Annotated in this window: 13 protein-coding genes; 5 read left to right on the top strand and 8 right to left on the bottom strand. The window is 68.6% G+C overall.

Features of this window, described 5'->3' with window-relative positions; genetic code table 11:
- Positions 1–48: 48 nt before the first annotated feature.
- Positions 49–525 carry a hypothetical protein gene (locus tag ABZ382_RS14000; protein ID WP_357088159.1) on the top strand — a complete coding sequence of 159 codons (477 nt, stop codon included), beginning with the start codon at positions 49–51 and terminating at the stop codon, positions 523–525.
- 61 nt (positions 526–586) lie between these two features.
- Positions 587–793 (top strand): DUF5988 family protein, encoded by a 207-nt coding sequence (locus tag ABZ382_RS13995; RefSeq protein ID WP_357088157.1) that lies wholly within the window; start codon positions 587–589, stop codon positions 791–793.
- An 86-nt stretch (positions 794–879) separates the two neighbouring features.
- On the opposite strand, the gene ABZ382_RS13990 is transcribed toward ABZ382_RS13995, so the two are convergent.
- Together ABZ382_RS13990 and ABZ382_RS13985 are read right to left on the bottom strand one after the other, a co-directional pair.
- Positions 880–4,221 (bottom strand): arabinosyltransferase domain-containing protein, encoded by a 3,342-nt coding sequence (locus tag ABZ382_RS13990; protein ID WP_357088767.1) that lies wholly within the window; start codon positions 4,219–4,221, stop codon positions 880–882.
- Positions 4,222–4,328: 107 nt separating this feature from the next.
- Positions 4,329–7,583 carry an arabinosyltransferase domain-containing protein gene (locus ABZ382_RS13985; RefSeq protein WP_357088155.1) on the bottom strand — a complete coding sequence of 1,085 codons (3,255 nt, stop codon included), beginning with the start codon at positions 7,581–7,583 and terminating at the stop codon, positions 4,329–4,331.
- Between the two features lie 68 nt (positions 7,584–7,651).
- On the opposite strand from ABZ382_RS13985, the gene ABZ382_RS13980 reads away from it, so the two are divergent.
- Together ABZ382_RS13980 and ABZ382_RS13975 are read left to right on the top strand one after the other, a co-directional pair.
- Positions 7,652–9,526: a serine/threonine-protein kinase gene (locus tag ABZ382_RS13980; RefSeq protein WP_357088153.1), complete on the top strand. Its 1,875-nt coding sequence runs from the start codon at positions 7,652–7,654 to the stop codon at positions 9,524–9,526.
- Positions 9,527–9,559: 33 nt separating this feature from the next.
- The gene (locus tag ABZ382_RS13975) at positions 9,560–11,197 is read left to right on the top strand and encodes a serine/threonine-protein kinase (RefSeq protein ID WP_357088151.1); all 1,638 of its coding nucleotides are present in this window, start codon (positions 9,560–9,562) and stop codon (positions 11,195–11,197) included.
- A gap of 12 nt (positions 11,198–11,209) precedes the next feature.
- Here the strand turns inward: ABZ382_RS13975 and ABZ382_RS13970 are convergent, their stop codons facing one another.
- From ABZ382_RS13970 to ABZ382_RS13955, 4 genes are all read right to left on the bottom strand, one after another.
- Positions 11,210–13,078, bottom strand: a complete 1,869-nt coding sequence (locus tag ABZ382_RS13970; protein WP_357088148.1) for a glycosyl transferase — start codon at positions 13,076–13,078, stop codon at positions 11,210–11,212.
- Between the two features lie 155 nt (positions 13,079–13,233).
- Complete coding sequence (locus ABZ382_RS13965) at positions 13,234–15,165, bottom strand: galactan 5-O-arabinofuranosyltransferase (RefSeq protein WP_357088146.1); 1,932 nt, start codon at positions 15,163–15,165, stop codon at positions 13,234–13,236.
- A gap of 145 nt (positions 15,166–15,310) precedes the next feature.
- The gene (locus ABZ382_RS13960; RefSeq protein WP_357088143.1) at positions 15,311–16,072 is read right to left on the bottom strand and encodes a decaprenylphospho-beta-D-erythro-pentofuranosid-2-ulose 2-reductase; all 762 of its coding nucleotides are present in this window, start codon (positions 16,070–16,072) and stop codon (positions 15,311–15,313) included.
- Positions 16,069–17,577 (bottom strand): FAD-binding oxidoreductase, encoded by a 1,509-nt coding sequence (locus ABZ382_RS13955; protein WP_357088764.1) that lies wholly within the window; start codon positions 17,575–17,577, stop codon positions 16,069–16,071. Before ABZ382_RS13955 ends, ABZ382_RS13960 begins: the two co-directional genes overlap by 4 nt.
- A gap of 65 nt (positions 17,578–17,642) precedes the next feature.
- Between ABZ382_RS13955 and ABZ382_RS13950 the strand changes: the two genes are divergently transcribed.
- Positions 17,643–18,098 (top strand): GtrA family protein, encoded by a 456-nt coding sequence (locus ABZ382_RS13950; RefSeq protein ID WP_357088141.1) that lies wholly within the window; start codon positions 17,643–17,645, stop codon positions 18,096–18,098.
- A gap of 7 nt (positions 18,099–18,105) precedes the next feature.
- On the opposite strand, the gene ABZ382_RS13945 is transcribed toward ABZ382_RS13950, so the two are convergent.
- Complete coding sequence (locus ABZ382_RS13945) at positions 18,106–18,723, bottom strand: pyridoxamine 5'-phosphate oxidase family protein (protein ID WP_357088139.1); 618 nt, start codon at positions 18,721–18,723, stop codon at positions 18,106–18,108.
- 412 nt (positions 18,724–19,135) lie between these two features.
- Positions 19,136–21,436 carry a molybdopterin-dependent oxidoreductase gene (locus ABZ382_RS13940; RefSeq protein WP_357088137.1) on the bottom strand — a complete coding sequence of 767 codons (2,301 nt, stop codon included), beginning with the start codon at positions 21,434–21,436 and terminating at the stop codon, positions 19,136–19,138.
- Between the last annotated feature and the right edge of the window lie 81 nt (positions 21,437–21,517).

The raw sequence follows: 21,517 nt of genomic DNA, 5'->3' as shown, positions 1-21,517 counted from the left end.
AAAGCTCGCATTTCATTTTGAAATGCGAGCCTTGGGAGCGAAGCGCTAATGGCTACCCGTCGAATTCGGCAACTCATCATCGGTGGCGCGGCCACCGCCGCCACCGCTCTGGCGGTCGTCTCCGCACCGACCGCGTCCGCGCTGACCTACGGAATCACCGGCGTCAACGGCCTGGCGCACGTCGGCACGACGTACACCCTCAGTACCCATGTCGGCGCCCCGAACGCGGGGACGCAGGTGGGCTTCTGGGTCGTCAACCCGGGCAGCAGCACCGCGGTCAGCCTCGGCACCGTTCCGGTCGACGCCTCGGGCAATGCGAGTGTGACCTGGTCTCCGTCGGTCGCCGGGCAGTACACCTTCACCGCCAATGACGATCTCACCGCCGGACCCACTGGCGGCTCGACCCTCGGCCTGCAGGCCACCGCGGTGCCCGAGGGCAGCATGGGCGGCACCGGCAGCTTCAGTGCGATCCCGGTCATCGGCGGGCCGCTGGTAGCCCTGATGAAGCTGATGGGCCTGGTCTAGGCGGCTCGCCGATTGGGCTGAATCTATCGGCTGTAAGGCGCGAATGTGAGAGCCTTCAGCTATGAGTACCTCACCGCTGGCGCTACTCGAAGGCGGGCCGGAAGGCCTCGAAACACGGATCGTTCGGATCACTCCACCGGGCGTCGAACTGCGGGTCGCGTACGGGAACGGGTACGAGCGTTTCAAAGTGACGTCACGGTGGCAGGACACTCCGGACGGCAGTCTGCCCGTCTACGAGTGGGTCGCCCACGTGGACGCCGAGAAGTAGTAGCCGCCCGGAATTCGATCGGCCCGCACTATGGCAGTGGCCGCCCGCAGATCGCGGGCGGCCACCGAGTGCCTTACGCCTCCGGGTCAGAAGACCCGCATCTTGCCCGGTGACCAGAACCCGGAGCGGTTCACCACGTGGGTGTCGATCTGCGCGGGCTTCGGGAAGTCACCCTTGCCCGGATCGGCCGGGTTCGAGTAGTACGGCACGTACTGCTCCAGCGAACCCCAGTCGCGGTCGTAGTTGTCCTTCAGATACGTCGGAACCGTCTTCGACGCCGCGAGCATCTGCGCCCAGCCCAGCGGGCCACCGAATTCCTGCGCCTGCCAGGTGTTCGTGGAACTGATCGCGAGCGGGCGATCGGGCAGGATGCGGTACCCGGGAGCCGCGTCGACCACGCCGTTGTGGTGGTCGAACGGGTGCTGGCACGGGAACTGCAGGCCCACCGCCCAGTCCAGCAGGATCGGCTGCGTCCGGCCCAGATAGCTGTCGAGCGACACCAGCTTCGGCACCCGCGGCGGCGTGAAGGCCAGCCACTGATCACCGATCAGGATCGGGTCGTTGGCCCGGATGCGCACCACATTGGCGTCGTCGGACAGCGCCGAGAACGGGATGCGCAGGTTCCGCCAGGACGGCGCGGGGCCGATGTCCAGCGGCCGGTAGGCCCGGATCTCGCCGAGGCTGCCGTCCGGATTCCGGTGCGCGTACTCCAGGAAGATGTCCTGGCCGTAGGTCATATTGCCGGTGTCGTCGAACGACATCGCGCGCCCGGCCGCCGAGATGACGATCAGCGGGGTGTCGTCCGACCGCTGCGGCAGCTGGTACCAGCTCGAGGTGAGCGAGGCCGGTTGCTGCACGCCGTCCTGGTAGCTGCCCATCACCGGGGTGGTGGCCGGGTCCAGGCCGAAGGGCAGCGCCACGGTCGACCCGTTGACGCCCTGCGCGCCCTTGCCGCCGCCGGTGCCCGCGTTCTGGCCCTCCTCGAAGGCCGGGCCGACGGTCTGGGTGGAGGTGTTGCCGGTACCCGGCTTCACCTCGACGGCGTCCGCGTCGAGCTTGGCGGCGACCCCGTTGGGGGAGAAGCCGACCGGGTTCTCCCCGGCCAGTGGGTCGCCGTTCAGCGGCGGGTGGGCGGGGTCGATGATCGGGGTCAGGTTGCCGCTGTTGACATTGCCCTCGACCAGCACGTCATTGGCCAGGCCGCAGGCCTTGCCGGTGACCGCGTCGATGTTCGAGCGGGCCAGCGAATAGGCCGGGTACTGCTGCACCGCGCCCTTGAGCAGCGACACCACCTCGAAGATCACCATGAGCGCGGCGACCACGGTGAGCGGGATCGCGGCGAACCGGCGGATCCGCTTGCCGCGCCGGGTCTTCCCGTTCTCCATCGGCTTGGCGTAGCCCTCGCGCAGCGACTGCCAGGCCACCACCGCCAGCGCCAGCCCGAACAGCATGAGCATCAGGGTGTTGGACTGGAAGCCGTGCAGGGAGACGGTCTTGTCGTACCACGGCACGCCGTAGCTGGAGACGTACCAGTAGCCATTGATGCCGGAGAAGGCGACGGCGAGGGTGAACAGCAGCCCGGCCAGGAAGACCGAGCGGTTCTTCCTCGACCGCAGCGCGGTGGCGGACACCGCGACCGCGGTCACCGCCGCCAGCGAGCCCGCGATGCCCGCGTACGAACCGAAGTGGTGGGTCCACTTGGTCGGGTTGAACATCATGAAGAAGATGGTTCCGAAGACCACGCCCATGAGCCGCCAGGTCGGCGCGCTCGCGATGCCCGGCACCTGTCGCCGGCGCAGCAGCACCAGCATGGTGGTCATCAGGCACAGGATCATGAGCAGGAACGCGAAGCGGCGGGCCAGCGAGCCGTCCACCGTCTCGACGAACAGGTAGTAGTAGCGCAGATAGTCCTTGTACCAGGCCAGATTCGGTCCGGTCACCTGCCGCACCCGGTTGGCCTCCATGATCCCGGCGAAGGTCTGATCGGCGAAAACCGCCACCAGCACCAGGGTTCCGGCGGCCGCGATGGGGGCCAGCAGCGCCACATCGCCGAACTGCTTGCGCCGCCGCACCACGATGGCGACCAGCGGCCGGATGCCCGCGAGCAGGGCCGCGACACACATCAGACCGGTCGGCGCCGCCGCCAGCGTGAACGCTGCCACCAGCACCGCGACCGCGGCGGGCAGCAGCCGCGAGGTCGCGATGGCCCGCTCGATGGAGACCCAGGTCAGCAGCGCGCCCAGGGCGACGATCGGCTCCGAGCGCAGGCCGTTGTCGTAGGGCAGCCAGAAGGCCAGGAACACCAGGCCGCCGGTCCACAGCGCGACCTTGGACCGCGCCACCGCATTGCCCAGACGCGGCACCACCTCGCGGCTGATCACCAGCCAGCACAGGATTCCGCAGAGCAGCGCGGGAATTCGCACCCACGGGCTGGCGGTGGAGACCTCGGCGAAGGCCTGGATGACGTAGTAGTACCAGCCGAACGGCGCCTCCGGCACGCCGAACCAGCGGAAGTAGTTGGCCAGGTAGCCCGCGTGCGGGGCGACCCGCACCATGGTCAGGATGTAGCCGTCGTCGGAGGTGTTGGCGCCCACGAAATGCCACAGCAGCAGGGTGCCGATGATGCCGCCGTCCGCCCAGGTCGGCTTCAGCCAGTGCGCGGGCAGGATGCGCCGGTGCCCGCGGCCGTCGCTGGTGTCCAGCACCGCGAGCGCGCCCATGGCCAGCAGGGTGAGCAGCACCGCGGCGATGATCGCGACCAGTTTGATCAGCGTCGGCGAGGACGAGTACCGCGAGTCCACCGTCATGTGGAACGAAAGGCCCTCCGGGACGCCGCCTTTCATATCGGTGAAGACGCCCACCACCTGCGGCCGCAGGTCGCCCAGCAGCCGGCCCTCGATCGGCACGGTGACCAGTTCCCGGCCGCCGTCGGGGGTGGTCTTCTCGACCGTGCGGGTGACGCCCTCGAAGCCGGCGTAGGTCTCTTTGCTGTCGGAGGTGATGACGAGCTTCGAGCACTCGTTCATCTCCGCGCGGGTTGCGGTGGCCACCACGGCATTCCGGTCCAGCACGTCCACGCTGTCGCCCGAGACGCGGACGAACATGGCCTCCAGGTCCGCGCCCTTGCCCTGCGGCGGCGCCGTTGCCAGCAGGATGCCGCCGCGCGGATCCAATTGCCCGACCGCGGAACAGGGGATGGTGACGTTCACGTCGATCGGCACCTGTGACACCAAGGCCGCCTGCACCGGATCCAGCGAACCGCGCTGCGGCCAGCTCACCTCCGCCTGGGTCTGCTGCACCGGCAGGAACGGCGTCGCCAGCGCGAACAGCGCCCCGAGCAGGCCCGCGACGATCGCTATCAGCTTCGCTACCCGGTAATCACGCGGGTTCGCGGGGTCGGTCGCCGGAGGGTTCGGCTTCGTGAGCACTGCGGAGGCGTCTGGCACGGTTGCTGATCGTATCTGTCCTCTCTGAGAGTGGCGGTGTTCACTCCCGCGCCGTCGCGGGCATGGTGTGAATAACCTTTTCGCGGCTTCTACTTGGCCTTGATCGGCGAGTCCTTGGCCAGGCCGGATCGGGTCTGCACGGTCACGTCCAGGGTGGGGCGTGAATTCGCGTTCGGGGCATACGGGGTGAACTTCTCGAGGGCGCCCCAGTCCCGTCGCCAGTCGTGGTTCAGGTACGACGGCCGGGTCTCGGACTGCAGCAGCAGACCGGTCCAGCCGAGCGGCCCGCCGCCGATGTCGTCCTGCCAGGCATTGGAGGCGTCCTGGCCCACGCGGTCGGGCAGGATGCGCCATTCGGGCACCTCGGCCACGCCGTCGTGGTGGTCGAACGGGCGCTGGCACGGGAACGCGAGGCCCACGTGCCAGTCCTCGAGCACCGGGGCCTGGTCGCCGACAAGGGAATTCAGCGTCCGCAGCTCGGGCAGCCGGGGCGGGGTGACGGCCAGCCACTGGCGTGGCGTGATGTCGGCATCGCTGAGGACCAGGCGAATCGCGTTCGCGCCCGCGGGAATCTGGTCCAGCGGGATGCGCAGATTGCGCCAGGACGGGTTCGGGCCGATGTCGATGGGCCGGATCTGGCCGACATCGCGGACCTCGCCCGCGGCGTCGCGGGTGCCGTATTCGACGATCAGATCCTGTCCATAGGTCTGGACGCCGTCCTTGTCGAAGGACTTGATGCGGCCCGCCGCGGTCACCACCAGCACCTGGTAGGCCGGGTTGTCGCGCACCGAGTTCAGCTTCTCGGCGTTGTACCACTGGGTGGTGAGCTTCGAAACCTGCTGCTCGCCATCGGTGTAGCTGCCCAGTACCGGGGTCTTGGCCGGATCCAGACCGAAGGGCAGGGCGACCGAGCTGCCATTGATACCGGTCTGCTCGCTCTTGCCGCCGCCGGTGCCGGCCCCGGTGGTCTTGGAGGTCTTGTTGCCCGACTTGTCGTTCACCGAGTTGGCGCCGCCGGTGACGGTCTCCTCGGCGTCCGCGGTGAGGTCGGCGGCCACGCCGTTGGGGGTGAACCCGGTGTTCTGCGCGGCCAGGCCGTCGGCGTCGGAGCCGGTCCACGGGTGCAGCAGCGACCCCGCGGTATCGGTCTCCACCAGCACCTCGTTGGCCAGGGCGCACGAATCGCCCTTCAGCGCGCGCAGATTCGACTGGGCGATGGAGTAGGCCGGGTACTGGCCGACGGCCGCCTTGGCCAGCGACAACACCTCGAACAGCACCAGTACGGCCGCCGCGATGGTGAGCGGCATGCTGGCGAACTTGTCGAAGCCGCGCACCGGCCGCGGCGTCGTGTACGGCTCCCGGAAGTGCTGGTAGGCCGCGATCAGCAGGCACAGTACGGCCAGTCCCAGGAACAGGGTGGAGAAGCCCTTGCCCGCGACGAGCGGGGCCTTGTCGAACCACGGCACGCCGTAGCTGGACACGTACCACCAGCCGTTGGATCCGGTGAAGGTCATGGCCAGCAGGAAGAACACCGCCGCCGTGAACAGCGTCCGGTTGCGCGGCGAGCGAATCCCGTTGACCCCCACCGCGACCGCGGCCAGCGCCGCCAGCGATCCGGCCAGGCCCGCGTACACGCCGAAGTGGTGGGTCCACTTGGTGGGCGTGAACATCATCAGGAACAGCGACATGAACACGATGCCCAGCACCCGCGCCGACGGACCGCGCGAGGTGCCCGGGATGCGGCCGTTCTTGCGCAGCATCACCATCACGCACACGCCCAGGCTCAGCAGCATGGCGAGGATGCCGAACCGGCGGGACAGCGAGCCGTCGGGGGAGAGCATGAGCAGCGAGTCCCAGCGGGTGCGCTCGTCGAACCAGGCCACATTGGGGCCGATCAGGGTGCGCACCCGGGTGGCCTCCATGACCGAGGCCAGGGTCTGATCACCGAAAACGACCACCAGTACCAAGGTTCCGGCCGCGATGCCGGGCGCGAGCAGCGCGCCGTAGCGCAGCAGCCACGAACCCCGCTGCTGCCCGGCGCGTTTGATGATCACCATGAGCACCGGCCGGGCGCCCGCGATCAGGGCCGCGATGCAGATCAGACCGGTCGGCCCGGCGGCCAGGGAGAAGCCGGCGATCAGCACGCCGACCGCCGCGGGCAGCAGCCGCCCGGTGGCGATCGCGCGTTCGATGGAGCACCAGGTCAGCAGCGCGCCCGCCGCGATCAGCGGTTCCGGTCGCAGCCCGTTGTCGTAGGGCATCCAGGCGGCCAGGAACACCAGGCCCGCGGTCCAGATCGCGACCTGGTCGCGGCGCACTCGGGAGCCCAAGCGCGGCAGCACTTCCCGGCTGATCACCAGCCAGCACACGATGCCGGCCAGCAGTGCGGGCAGTCGCATCCACGGGCTGGAATCGCTGACCCGGGTCATCCAGGCCAGTACCTCGTACGGCCACCCGAAGGGCGCCTCGGCGACCCCGAACCAGCGGTAGTAGTTGGCCATGTAGCCCGAATACTTCGAGGCCCGGGCCATATTCAGGATGTAGCCGTCATCGGAGGTGTTGGCCCCGATGAAGTGCCACACCACCAGCGTGCCCAGCACCGCGACATCGGCGAGCCGGACCCGCCACCAGTGCGCGGGCAGGAAGCGGCGCGGCTTGCGGCCGTCGGCGGTGTCGAGCAGGTGCAGCGCGTACAGCGACAGCAGCGTGAACAGCACCGCGCCGATGGTCGCCAGCCGCTTGAGCCAGGTCGGGCTGGAGGTGAAGCGCGCGTCGATCTGCACGGTGGCGGAGGCGTTTCCGAGCTGTTCCCGCTTCAGATCGGTGAACAGGCCCACCACCTGCGGGCGGGTGTCGCCGCCGACGGTGCCGACGAACGGCGTCCCGTCCTTGCGCGCGACGCCGGTGAATTCCACCCGGGTCTGGGTGGCGTCGGAGCGCACGGTCACGGCGCCGCAGTCGCCGATCTCGGCGACGGGCGCCGACAGCAGCGGAATCAACCGCACCAGCACCGAGAGGACGGGTCCCTTGCCGGGTTCGTCGGTGACCTTGACGACCAGGCCCTTGGTCTCGGCCTGCCCGGAGGCGGCGGGCACCGTGGAGAACAGCGTCCCGCTCGGCAGCTCCCGCAGCACCTGGCACGGCAGCGTCACGTCCAGGCTCAATGGCACGTAGGAGACCAGGGGCGCGGCCACGTCGGCCGTATCCCCTTGTGGCCAATGCAGAGTGGGCCGGTCCTGCTGCACCGGCAGGATCGGTGTGATCACCGCCAGCAGGAATCCGAGAAGACCGGACACCAGGGCGAGGATGCGGATGCGGTGGAACGCTCGGGAGTCTGCGCGCACGAAGAACGACTCTATGATGGTTGTTATCCGAACTGGGCGTGGGGCCGGGCCGGAAGACAAGAGGAATCATGACCGAGCTGCGACCTGGCGAAGTTCTCGCCGGGTATGTGATCGCGCGGCGGGTCGGGGCCGGGGGATCGGGCGTGGTCTACGCGGCCCGGCATCCGCGGTTACCCCGGCTCACGGCTCTGAAGATCTTGAAACGTGACGAGGTCGCCGAAGACGACGAGGTGTGGCGGCGTTTCGAGCGTGAGGCCGATATCGCGGCGCATTTCGACCATCCCAATATCGTGCAGATCTACGACCGCGGCGTCGCCGAGGACCGGTTCTGGATCTCCATGCAGTTCGTGGACGGCGCGGATGCCGGTGAACTGCACCATGTTTCGCCCGAACGGGCGTTGAGCATCGGCGGTGAGATCGGTGCCGCGCTGGATTACGCGCACGGCAAGGGCGTGCTGCACCGGGATGTGAAGCCGTCCAATATCCTCATCGCCGACCAGGAGAGCGGGCGCCCGGAGCGGGCGCTGCTCACCGACTTCGGCATCGCGCGGCTGCGCGACGAGACCACGAAGCTCACGCATACCGGAAATATCTCCGCCACTTTCGCTTTCGCATCACCGGAGCAGGTGAGCGGGAAACCGGTCGGTCCGCGATCCGATCAATACTCGCTGGCCTGCACGCTGTTCGTGCTGCTCACCGACCAGCGGCCCTTCACCGCCGACAATCCGCTGGCCTGGGTGCACGCTCATACCCAGGAGAAGCCGCGGCGGCTGAGCGAACTGAACCCGGCGCTCCCGGACGCCCTGGACGATGTGTTCGAACGCGCCCTGGCCAAGGACCCGGAAGACCGCTTCGACAGCTGCGTGGAATTCGCCTACGCCGCCACCGAGGCGTACTACTCCGATCCGGCCCTGGCCGTCACCGCCCGTGCCCGCCTGCCGCATGCACCGCCTCGGAGCAGCGGCAGGCGAAGACGGAAACCGCTGTGGCAAGGGCGGTTACAGCGGCGTGTGCTGATCCCGGCGGCGGTGGCGGCGGTGACCGCGGCGGGCATGGGATTCGCGCTCGACCAGGGCAACTCGCCATCCCCGCCGACCGCGCAGGGAATCGTGCCCGACCGGTTCGTGGGCACCTGGCTGGCCACCGAGGGCCAGACCAACTACCGGCTCACCGTGCAGCAGGCCAAGATCGGCGATCCGGTGTTGTCCAACCGCGTGGACGGCGTGCTGCCCAACGGGTTTCCGTTCCACTGCGAATTCTCCGCCCCGCTCGACCAGGTGCCCGGCGACGGCGACCGGCTCATCATCGGGACCTCCGAGATCGTGGTCCGCGAGCCGTCCAATGCCTGCCGCGCCAACGGGCCCACCACCCTCACCCTGCTGCCCGACGGGCGTGTCAGCCGCAAAACCGATGTGAGCGGCCTGATCACGTACACCAGCGCCGACACCCTGATCTCCTCCTGGGGCCGCGAGGACGCCGCGATCGCCCGCGCCTTCCCCAGCCTGATCGGTCAGCTCGCCGCCAACGGCACCGCGGTGGGCTGGCAGGGCGGGTCCTGCCGGCCCAAGGATCCCGGACCGGACGAGGCGGTCCAGGGCGCGCACCGGGTGCGCTGCAATGCCGAGGACGCCACCGGTCAGCCGCGTTTCGACTTCCTCGACTTCGACACCCGCCCGGGCAAATCCGTGGCCGCGCTGTTCTTCGGCGGCAATGCCCGGGTCACCCCGGTAACGCATCAGGACGTGGCCGGCGATCTCACCGTCACCACGGCGGCCACGGTGGATCCGGCGGTCACCCGGGACAGCGAGACCCAGCGCGCGCTGGCCGCGGTCTCCTTCCCCGACGGCGATCCGCGGTCGCGCTTCGTCATGGTGCTGCACTGGCCGGGGCACACGGTGAACAACCTCCTGACCGACTGGCTCGAGAGGGCTCCACTGAAGTAGCAGGGTTCCACTGACGTAGGTAGGTGCGTGGTCATGGCCGATCCGAAGCCGGGCGAGGAGATCGCCGGATATGTCATCGAACGCCGGATCGGGGCCGGTGGATCGGGCACCGTCTACGCCGCCCGCCATCCCCGGCTACCCCGCCTGGCCGCTCTCAAGGTGTTCAACCGCGACGAGGTGGACGCCGACACCGAGGGCTGGCGGCGCTTCGAACGCGAGGCCGATATCACCGCCCGTTTCGACCATCCGAACATCGTGTCGGTCTACGACCGTGGCATGGACGCCGGAAGACTGTGGATCGCCATGCAATTCGTGGCCGGACCCGACGCCGACGGCGTCACCGGCCTGGCTCCCGAACGGGCGCTGCACATCGGGGGCGGCATCGCCTCGGCGCTCGACTACGCGCACGGTCAGGGCGTGCTGCACCGGGATGTGAAGCCCTCCAACATCTTGCTCTCCCCGGCCGCCGACGGCCGGCCCGAACGCGCCCTGCTGACCGATTTCGGCATCGCGCGCCTGCGCGACGAGACCACCCACGTCACCAAGACCGGCGACATCTCCGCCACGTTCGCCTTCGCCTCCCCCGAACAGGTCTCGGGCCGCTACCTGGACCCCCGCACCGACCAATATTCCTTGGCCTGCACCCTTTTCGTGCTCCTCACCGGCACCCGACCGTTCCTGGCCACCGACCTGGCGGGCTGGATCTACGCCCACACCAGCACCCCGCCGCTGCACGTCACCCAGCTCCGCCCGGATCTGTCCGCCGCCTTCGATCCCATCTTCGACCGCGCCCTGGCCAAACATCCGGACGAGAGATTCCCCAGCTGCACCGATTTCGCCGACGCCGCCTGGCACGCCTGGCAAACAGGTTCCGCGCAAACCATCCTGAACCCGGCCGCCGCGGCCCCGAACACCCCGCCGCCCGGTTTCGTCACCGACCCGTCCGTCCTGCGCTCCCCGCGCACCGACCCGACCCTGCTCCGCTCCTCCCGCACCGATCCCACCGTCTTGGCCGGTGGTTACCGCACCAACCCCGGCGCACCGGCCTATGGCGTCGCCTACGGCGCGCGCACCGGATCCTTCGAAGACGCCGCGCCCCACCGGCATCGAGCCCCCGAACCCGTCCCGGTGTCGACGGGGGTGAGCCGCGGCGTGGTCACCGGCCTGCTGGCCGTGCTGGCCGCCGTCGTGATCGGCGGCAGCGCCATCGTCGTCACCATGAACCTCGAAAGCCACGGAAGATCTACCGGCACACCGCTGTCCGCCGCGGTCCCCACCGTCGCCTCGGCCGCCCCCACCGCCGTCACCACGGTCGCCGCCACCACCCCACCGGCCCCCGCGGGCCGCATCCCCTCCGCCTTCGTCGGCGACTGGTCCGGCACCAGCACCGCCAACGCCGACCGCTACCGCCTCTCCATCCGCCAGGGCAACCTCAACGACGTGGTCGTCACCTCCACCGTCCTGCGAGACAGCCGCCCCATCTGCGTCTTCGACTACCGCCTCCTCGGCGTCCCCGGCACCGCCGACATCACCGTGGGCGCGGGCAACCTGGTCACCGGCGACGCCGACGGCTGCCTCGTCCAAGGCACCCACGAACTCATCCTCACCGACGGCCGCATCACCCGAGCCCTCTCCCGCAGCGGCTCCGTCACCTACACCCGCACCAACTGAGCACCGAAGGGGTCAGTGCAGGAGGGTGCGGACGTCCCACAGCCAGACGCCGTCGACGTACTTGGCGGGGAAGCCGAGGAGCTGGTCCAGGGTCAGGCGGAGGGTGTCGGCGTTGTCGGTGGGCGGGAGGACGACGACGTCGGCCTGCCAGTAGCGGAGGTCGACCAGGGCGCGGATGCGGTCGGATTCGTCGATCGCCGGGATCTTGTTGGACTGCTGGGCTTTGGTCAGCAAGGATGCGGTGGGGCGGTCGTCGGGGCCGTAGCGGCCCTTCTTCGAGGAGCCGGTGGGGCCGACGAAATAGCCTCCGGCGAGGGGGAATTCGAAGCCGGAGTCGACCTGCCAGCGCAGGGCGCGGGCGTCGGGGGCGGTGGGCGGCGGGGCGATGACCACGGAGCCGCCCGAAACGTAGTGGCGCACCGTGCCGTCGGTGAAGAACGCGGGGGTGGGGGCGCGCTGGACCACCGGCAGGACGGTGGGGGTGAGCGGCAGCAGGGCGAAGACCAGGGCGGCGAACAGGGCCAGTGGGCGCCAGTCGGTGGCGGAGACGCTCCAGTAGTCCAGGGCGCGCTGGGTGGCCAGGACCAGCACCACCGCGATGGCGGGGATGGCGGCCATGGTGAAACGGGACTCCAGCACCGAATTCAGCAGCGGCACATGGTCGAGCCACTTCCAGGGCAGCACGATGCCGGTGTCGCCGAGGCCGATGGTGGCCGAGGCGCCCAGCGACAGGATCGTGAACAGGGCGATCACCGCGGCGGCGGCGCGCACCGCGCGTTCCCGCCACATCAGGGCGACGGCCACCGACACCACGATCCACAGCGGCCAGCCGAAGTACGAGTTCTCCTCGGTGGCGTTGATGGCCACATTCTGGCCGTGCGAGAACATGCCGCCCAGCGACTCGGACGGGAACTGGAACAGCGCCTTCAGGTCGTTCTTCATCGGCCCGTGGTCGATGGAACGGTAGGACTGCGGCCCGAAGAACTGCCACCACAGCGGAATATCGGTCAGCGCCACCGTGATCAGCGCCGCCAGCAGCACCGGCGGGGCCAGCGAGCGCACCATCCGCAGCCCGGTCTTCGGGGCGTGCAGGTGGTAGACCAGCGCGAAGAGGCCGAAGGCGAGCGCGAAGATGAGCAGCGGTTCCTCACCGAGCGCGATCTGCGTCGCCACCAGCAGGCCCAGCACGAAGGCGTCCTTGTTGCGGCGACCGCGCGTCACCTCGGTGCCCGCCGCCGCGCGGCGCGCCATCCGGATCACCTTCAGGGCGATCACCGGCAGCAGCGCCAGCAGCACGAAATTCGGGTGGGCATTGGCGTGCGAGATCATGGCGGGCGCGAACCCGCAGAACAGGCCGCCCACGGCCGCAGCGAATTTGGACGACACCAGTTCGCGGGAGAACAGCCAGTACCAGGCGAACGCGGTGCCGCACAGGCCCAGGGTGAGCACCAGCACGAAGGTGACCGTCGGCCCGAACAACAGCGTGACCGGGGTGAGCGGCACCCCGACGCCGAACATGGCGGTATTGGCCATCATGTTCACGCCGTCGGGATAGTTCTGCAGCGTGGTGCCCAGCGGATTGTGCAGATGCGAGACATCGTGGGCGGTGACCGCGAAGAACCACTCCCACATGGTCTGGTCCTGGCCGCTCTTGATCAGGTAGCCGCGGTCGGCGTGCATCCACTGACCGGACAGCACCAGCACCGCCAGCGACAGGTACGCGCCCGCGACGAACAGATCGGCTCGTGCCAGGCGTAGCCGCGCGGCCGTGCGCTGCGCGCGAGTCAGGTTGGGACGGGCCGTATTCGGCGTGACGCGGTCGAGAACCGCCACCGCCGAGCCCGTTTCGTTCCCCCGATCGGTTTCCCGCCCCTGTGCCAACGCATAACTCCTTGTGCCTTGCAATCAGCGGCCCACGCTACAGCTTCCCGCTGAGATTGCACTGGCAAGTCGAGAAGTTATCCACAGAATCGGACAGTTATCCCCAGATTCCGACTCATTTTTGGGGATAAGTGATCCTTGTCTCGCCCAATCCCTCAGACACGCACGACGAGGGTGAACGGTCCGATATCGGTGATGCGGTAGTGCCCGTCATCGAACAATGCCTTGGGCAGCGTCACCGTGATGCGCTTCACATTCGGATCGTTCGGATAGACGTCCTGGGACAGCCGCAGCGTGTAGCCGTCGCCGGAACGCCGGAACAGGAACGCGTCCGGCGCCCGCCACGGGCAGTGCTCGAGCGCGTCGGTCAGCTCCTGCGGCGTCTTCAGCGTGCTCCAGCGCTGGATCTCGGCGGTGCGCGCCGCGAAATCCGCCAGCGGGTTCGCGTAATGCGAAGTGAGCGCCTGGAATCCGAAGTATGGGTAGATCGCCAGGAAGCTGGTGTCCGCGGTCAGCACCACGCTGCCGTCGCGCGGCCGCCCGGTCTGCTCCAGCAGTTTCGCGTCGATCTCGCGGTAGTAGGAGACCGCCGACGGAGCCCGCTTGTCGGCGCGGTCCCCATTGCCGTCGGTATCGGTGTACGCCGTGGTGATCTCGGTGGCCAGCACCGTCGGAATGCCCTGGCTGAACCCGATCGCCCCGGCCAGCGCCACCGCGGCCGCCGCGATCCGGAACCGGCTCGGCTCGTTCAGCGCCTGGTAGACCGCCCGCGCCCCCTCGGCGAAGGCGAACACGCCCGCCGCCGACAGCAGCGCCAGCAGCGGCGACTCCAGCCGGAACGACAGCAGGGTGGTCCCGGCCGCGGTCGCCGCCATGGACAGCAGGCACCACAGGTAGATGGCGACCACGCCGATGCCCAGCGCCTGTGCTCGCCGTGAACTGCCCGCACGCAGCACCAGCCAGATGGTTCCGGCCAGGCACAGCACGCCGAGCAGATCGAAATCGAACATGGGCAGCGGCAGCCGCGATCCGGTCTCGGGCAGGTAGTGCAACGCGGTTCCGGAGCTGGCCGTCGCGCCGCGCAGCGCCTTCAGGAAGTACGGCAGCCACACGACCAGCGCCAGTGCACCCGAGATCGCACCGATTCCGATGAGCCGCACCAGGATCGGAGTCAGCGCGCGCCACGTCCGCCGCGCCCGATAGGTGAGCCCGAAGGAGATCAGCGCCATCAGGCAGACCGCGAACACGGCCACCAGGAAGTACAGGGTGTAGAAGGTCGCGAACAACCCGAGCAGCAGTCCCGCACCGATCACCGCGCCCCAGCCGCCCGCGGTCCGCAACCCCGTGGCATCTCCGGTCTCGTCCGGCCGGTACAACGCGCCCCACGCCAGCAGCAGCAGCGGTCCGAGCAGCAGCACCAGGACCGCGCTGTACGCCTCCGGCGCGCCGTAGGCCAGGGTCACCGCGGTGGTCGCGGCGGCCACGGCCACCGCCCAGTCGGCGCGAATCAGGTTGGACCACAGCACGAGTGCCACCACGGCGGCGACGGCCAGCCCGATGATGGCGTAGGGCTTGAACGCCTCCCATCCGGCCAGACCGGTCAGGTTGGCGAACCGCCCGCCGAACCAGAACCATCCGGCGGGGTAGTACGGCGGCAGTTCGGCGTAGTTCATATCGCGCAGCGCCGCACTGTCGGTCAGCCGCGTCAGATACTGCGTCCGGAATTCCTGGTCCACGGACATGCCGAACAGGTACAGCTTGGTCGCGGCCAGCGGCATGCCGAGCGTCACGGTCACGAAGGCCGAAAGTCCGCCCCAGGACAGCAGTTTCGCGACCCACCCCCACTTACGCAGGCGCAGCAACACGACCGCGACCACCAGCATGGCCAGCGCGGCCACCTGCCCGACGGTGGTGAGCGCCCGGGTCACGTTGGAGGAGTTGAACGCCGGCCAGTGCACGACCGAGAACGCCTCGAGCCCGATCGCGGCCACCACGGCCGCCACCACGGCGGCGAGCACGGCCTCCCCGGCCGCATTACCGGCCTGCCGCGCCAGCACCGCCGCTCGCCCGCTCGCCCGCTCGCTCATCCGCACCAGCCCTCCGCATTCGTGTCATGGACCGCCGGTCAGCCTAGCCAGTGCCGCGTGCGCGGACCTCTCGCCGGGGCCGACCCGCCGGAAATGAAAAACGCCGCACCCCGGGACCGGAATGCGGCGTTGATCGCAAACTCGCCTAGATGGGCAGCTTGCGGAAGATCGGACGCGGCACGTGCCGCAGGATCATCATGACGTAGCGGAAAACGCCCGGGGCCCAGACGATTTCCTTGCCCTTCTCCGAGGCGGACACCGCGAGCAGCGCGACGTCTTCCTTGTTCACGGTGAGACCGTTCTCCTTGGCGTGCGCGGAGAGCCGGGTGCGCACCATGCCGGGGCGGATGACCGTGACGCGCGGGCCGAACTTGGCGATGGCCTCGCCCAGACCCAGGTAGAAGCCGTCCAGGCCGGCCTTGGTGGAGCCGTAGACGAAGTTGAAGCGGCGGACCCGCTCACCGGCGACCGAGGACATGGCCAGGATGCGGCCGAAGCCCTGCGCCTTCATCTTCTCGCCGAGCAGCACACCGACCGACACCGCGGCGGTGTAGTTGATCTCGGCCATCATGACGGCCTTGCGCTGGTCCTGCCAGAAGATCTCGCCGTCGCCGTCGATGCCGAACGCGACGATGGCCACGTCGATATCGCTGGTGGCCCAGGCCGCGTCGATCACGGCCGGGTGGCTGCCGGTGTCGAGCGCGTCGAAGTCGACGACCTGGACCTCGGAGGCCCCGGCCGCCTTCATCTGCGACACGGCGTCCTCGCGCAGCGGGTCACCCGGCAGAGCCGCCAGGACGATGCGCGCGGGGCCCTTCTTCAGGTACTCGGCGCAGATCGCCAAGCCGATCTCCGAGGTGCCGCCCAGCAGCAGAATGGACTGCGGGTTGCCTACCGCATTGATCACTGAAGCTCCAGCCTTCTCGCCATATCGGACATGAAAACGCCTGTGGGGTCGACGCTCCGGCGGATCTTGATCCACTCGTCGATCCGCGGGTACATCTTGTGGAAGGTCTCCGCGTCGGTGCGCGAATCCTTGGCAGTGTAGAGGCGCCCGCCGAATTCCAGGACGCGGCGGTCCAGTTCACGCACGAAGTCGTTGAGACCCGGGCGGACCGGGAAGTCGACGCAGATGTTCCAGCCCTCCATGGGGAAGCTCAGCGGCGCCGGGTTGCCCGGGCCGAAGAACTTCAGCACATTGAGCGCCGAGTGGTGACCCGACCGCTGGATATCCACGATGATCTTGGTGAATTCGTCCAGCGCCTCGGGCGGCAGCACGAATTGGTACTGGATGAATCCGGCCGAACCGTAGGCCCGATTCCACTCCGACACCACGTCGAGCAGGTGGTAGAACTGCGTCAAGTTCATGATCTTGCCGCTGTAATTGCCGCCGAGCGCGTAATACGCCTCGCCGACCATGCCCAGCGTGAACTTGTTGGCCGCGAAGCTCGGGAAGATATCCGGCACCGTCAGCAGATTCGGCGCATCGAACTTCAGCGGATTCTTGCGCAGCTTCTTGGGCAGTTCGTCGAGTTTCGCCAGTCGGCCGCGAGACACATTGGCGCGCCCCAGTTTCGGCGGCGCGCTGATCGCGTCGAACCAGGTCGAGGAGTAGGTGTAGTTCTCCTCGGACCCGTCCGAGTGGACCCGGATGGTCTCTTCCAGGCTGGTGGTCTTGATGCCGTCGGAGATGAAGTAGGCCGTCTCGGTCGGCGTCATCTCGATGGTGGCGCGCAACACGATGCCGGTCAGCCCGTTGCCGCCGACGGTCGCCCAGAACAGCTTGGCGTTCTTCTTCGGCCCGATGGTCTGCACCTTGCCGTCGGCGGTGAGCAGATCGATGGACCGCACGTGGTTGCCGAAGCTGCCCGCGCTGTGGTGGTTCTTGCCGTGGATGTCGGAGCCGATCGCGCCGCCGACGGTGACCTGCCGGGTGCCCGGGAGCACCGGAACCCACAGGCCGAACGGCAGCGCCGCCTTCATCAGCTGGTCGAGGGACACGCCCGCGTCCACGTCCACCAGCCGGGAGTCCCGGTCGATGCGGTGGATGCGGTTGAGCGCGGTCATGTCGACGACCAAGCCGCCGGCGTTCTGCGCGTGATCGCCGTAGGAGCGGCCCAGGCCGCGGGCGATGACGCCGCGACGCAGGTGCGCGGGCTTCGAGTCGTTGTCCTCCGCGACCATGGCGACCGCCTTGGCGATCAGTTCCGGGTCGCTGGTGGAGAGCACTTCCGAGGTGGTGGCCGCGGTGCGTCCCCAACCGGTCAAGCGCCGGGTCTGCGTCGGCAGGTCGAACGAACCCTGCTGTGACACGGTGCCCTCTTTTTCTTTGCCGACTACGGGGCTGTCACCGTTCGAGCTGGGCTCGGCGGCGGCCTCGGTAGTGGTCTGAGCTTTCGTGGACATCGGCATAGAGGCTACAGGCATAACCGTTCCGAGGCTTGTGTCCAATGTCGCGGGCATTACTCTTCTGCGTTGTGACCGCGGAACCCCATCTGCCCCTCCCTCCCGAGCTGCCCCTCGTCGACGAACCGGGTGGCACGGATGTCGATCTCAAGACGCAGATCATTCGCTTCCTGGCGACGGGCATCTTCTCCGCGGTGGTGGACTTCGGCCTGTACACCCTGCTTTTCACGGTGGTGGGCCTGCCGTTGCCGGTGGCCAAGTCGATCAGCTTCATCGCGGGCACCACGACGGCGTACCTGATCAACCGGCGCTGGACCTTCCAGGCCGAGCCGAATCGCAAGCGGTTCCTCGCGGTGATCGCCCTGTACGCGTTGACCTTCGCCTTGCAGGTGGGGATCAACCAGCTCTGCTATTACGCGCTGCCGGACGCCTGGTGGCGGATCGCCCTGGCGTTCTGCGTGGCGCAGGGCACCGCCACCGTGATCAACTTCATCGTCCAGCGCGCGGTGATCTTCAAGATCAAGTAGGCCCGGTTCAGGACTCGACGAGGGCGCTGGTCTCTTCCTTGGCCCGGAAGTAGTCACCGCCCTTGGCGCGCATATTGTCGGTGCCCCACTGCCGGGCCTCCCGCTGCGCGGGCACCAGGTGCGGGATGTGCTTGCGGCAGTGGATGTAGGCCTCCTCCACATCCACCACCACCCAGCGCTCGGGCATGCGGCCGCGGGACTCGGCGGGCAGATCCGGCACGCAGCGGCGCATGAGCGCGTCGTCCACGATGCGGGCGGTGCCGTTGACATGCAGGCCGATCAGGTCCTGCACGAAGTCGATCATCAGAATGCCGACGTGCGGGTTCTCGAGCACATTGCCGAGGCTGGCCATCACGCCGTTACCGCGGTATTCGGGGTAGGCGACGGTGCGTTCGTCGATCACATGCAGGAAGCCGGGATTGCCGGCGCGAAAACTGGCATCGCATTCGCCGTGCTTGTCGGCGGTGGCGATGAAGGCCATATCCATCCGGCCGATGAAATCGATCATGTGGGTATTGAGCCGATCCCGTACCTGATCGGAGTAGAAGCGCTCTGCTCGGTCCTCGGTGCCGTACCGATCCTGCAGTTCCCGCTCGCCGTCGCTGCCGTTTCTGACCCCGGGCATCGTGCGCCCCCTTTGGTAGCTGAAATACCGGATGGAAGAGGCTCGGCCACGAACTACGGCCATCCGAAATCCTATACGGTTTAACTATTTTCGTGTGGCGAATCCGTGAACCGGCATATCTGCCCTGGTAAGGACGCTTCGACTGATGCCGGACAAACCTTCCCGTTGCGAGGATCCTCCCGGATGAAACCGCCCACAAGGGACCTTCGTCCCTTAGCTGTGGGGATGCTGCCGGTCATTTCCGGGGCGCGGGTATGCGAGATCCCCAGGGGGCGCGGGGATTTCGCATTCCTGTTTTGTCCATTTTGCAGAACTTCGCGCCGGGCTCGATCGTTTTCATCCCCCTAGCTGGCGCCGATCTTCGGTACTCGAAACATAAATACCGAAAGGTCTTTTCGTGATGGCTCCGGAATCAGGCTCGGGTGAGCGTCACCGGCACCCCGTTGAACACCGCGTTCCCCGACGGGGCATCCACCAGCGAATCATCGGTCAGCACATTGGCGTTCACCCCGGCATGGGTGCGGGCGACCGCCTGCGCGCTGTCCTCGTGCCCCCAGCCGTGCGGCAGGCTCACCACCCCCGGCATGATGTCCTCGGTCGGCTCCAGCTCCACGGTCACCGTGCCCGCCGCCGACTTCACCACGGCCCGCCCGTCCAGCCCCAGCCGCGTCGCGTCCTCGGGATGGATGTGCAGCGTGCACCGGTTCGACCCGCCCACCAAGGGCGGAACGTTGTGCAGCCAGCTGTTGTTGGAGCGCAGCTGTCGCCGGCCCACCAGCACCATCTCCGGCCGGCGGTCCTCCGCGCGCGCCCGCAGCCGGGCCACATCGGCCAGCAGCTGCGCGGGGGCCAGCTCCACCATCCGCGAGGCCGTCCGCAGTACGCCGGGCAGGCGCGGGCGCAGCGGGCCGAGGTCGATGCCGTGCGGATTGTCCAGCAGTACTTGCAGATTCAGCCGACCCGCCCAGTTCTCGGCCAAGTCCCCGGAATCGGCATCGCCCGAAGCGGACGGCGCCGTCGGCGCCTTCGCCGCGGCCGCCCACTCGCCGAACGGGCCCAGCCGCAGCATCAGGTCCAGGCGCTGCTCGGTGGTGTTCGACCCCAGCAGTTCCGCGCGCCGATCGGCCATCCCGGCCTTGTGCAGGGTCCCGGCGATCACGATCTCGTCGACCACGGTGAGCGGATCCAGCCCCGGCTGGGGCTCCTGTCCGGACACCGCGAGCGCCAGCCGGGCCATCACCTCGGCCTCGGACAGCTCGTCCTCGCCCAGCGGCGTCACCGGCGGCGAGTAGCGGGCGTAGTTCCGCACCGCGAAATTGAGCAGCGCGAAGTCGTAGTGCGGGGACTGTGTGACGCGCGGAGGCGGCAGAATCACGTCCGCGTGCCGGGTGGTCTCGTTGAGGTACCGATCGACGCTCACCATGAATTCCAGGCCCTCGAAAGCGGCATCCAGGCGCGCGCCACTGGGTGCGGACAGCACCGGATTGCCGGCCACCGTCACCATGGCGCGGATCTGCCCGTCCCCGGGCGTCAGGATCTCGTCGGCCAGCGTCGCCACCGGCAGCTCGCCCATGGCCTCGGGCAGCCCGCGCACCCGGCTGCCCCAGCGCCCGGTCCGGAACGGCCGCGACCGCACGATGCCCAGCGCCGCGCCCGTCGCGAACATGGCCCCGCCGGGCGAGTCCAGGTTGCCGGTCAGCACATTGACCACGTCCACCAGCCACTGCGTGACCGTGCCGAACTCGGTGGTGCAGGTGCCGATCCGGGCGTAGACGGCGGCGGTGGGCGCGGCCGCCAGCTCCCGGGCCAGCCGCGCGATGGTCTCGGCGGGCACCCCGGTGCGCGCGGCGACCAGCTCCGGCGGGAAATCGGCCGCGGCCGCGCGGATCTCGTCGAGCCCGTTCACCTCGACCCGGATGTCGGTCAGCTCCTCCGCGAACAGCGTGTGCACGATCCCGAACAGCAGGTAGGCGTCGCTGCCCGGCTGCACGAACAGATGCTCGTCGGCCAGCTTGGCCGTGCGGGTGCGGCGCGGATCCACCACCACGAAGCGGCCGCCGCGCCGCCGCATCGCCTTCAATCGGCCCGGGAAATCCGGTGCGGTGCACAGGGATCCGTTGGACTCCAGCGGATTCGCGCCCAGCATGAGCAGGTAGTCGGTCCGGTCCAGGTCCGGCACCGCCACGGTGAGCGGGTCGCCGAACATGAGCCCGCTCGACACCTGCTTGGGCATCTGGTCGGCGGTGCTGGCGGAGAACAGGCTGCGGGTGGCCAGGGCCCGGATCAGCAGCGGCACGTACAGCGCACCGGCCACGGTGTGTGCGTTGGGGTTGCCGAGGTACAGGCCCACCGCCTGATTGCCGTACGTGGCCGACACCTGCGGCAGCCGTTCCCGGATCACCCCGAAGGCCTCGTCCCAGCTCGCGGCCCGCCAGGTGTCGGTGGCGCGATCGCGAATCATGGGCCGCGTGAGCCGGTCCGGGTCGTCGTCCAGGTGGCCGAGGGTCGCGCCCTTGGGGCAGACGAAGCCTTTGCTGAAGGGGTCGGCGTGATCACCGCGCACCGACAGGATGCGGTCGCTGCCGTCGAGGGTGAGTTCGAGTCCGCACACCGCCTCGCAGAGCGGGCAGGTGCGCAGCGCGGTCCGATGATCACCCTGGTCCGTCCGATGATCACTCGGTGCGGTCCGGGGGCTGTCCGTGACGTGGGTCATACCCAATGATCGCCCGGCGGCGGATCGGGCGAAACACCTGAGGTAGACGAATCGCGATGGGGGAGCAGGTAATCGCGAGGC

Origin of the sequence: Nocardia sp. NPDC005825 (assembly GCF_040630175.1) — a bacterium.
Lineage (GTDB): Bacteria > Actinomycetota > Actinomycetes > Mycobacteriales > Mycobacteriaceae > Nocardia.
The sequence above is the reverse complement of the archived record's forward strand: the minus strand, read 5'-3'. Positions and strand labels throughout refer to the sequence as shown.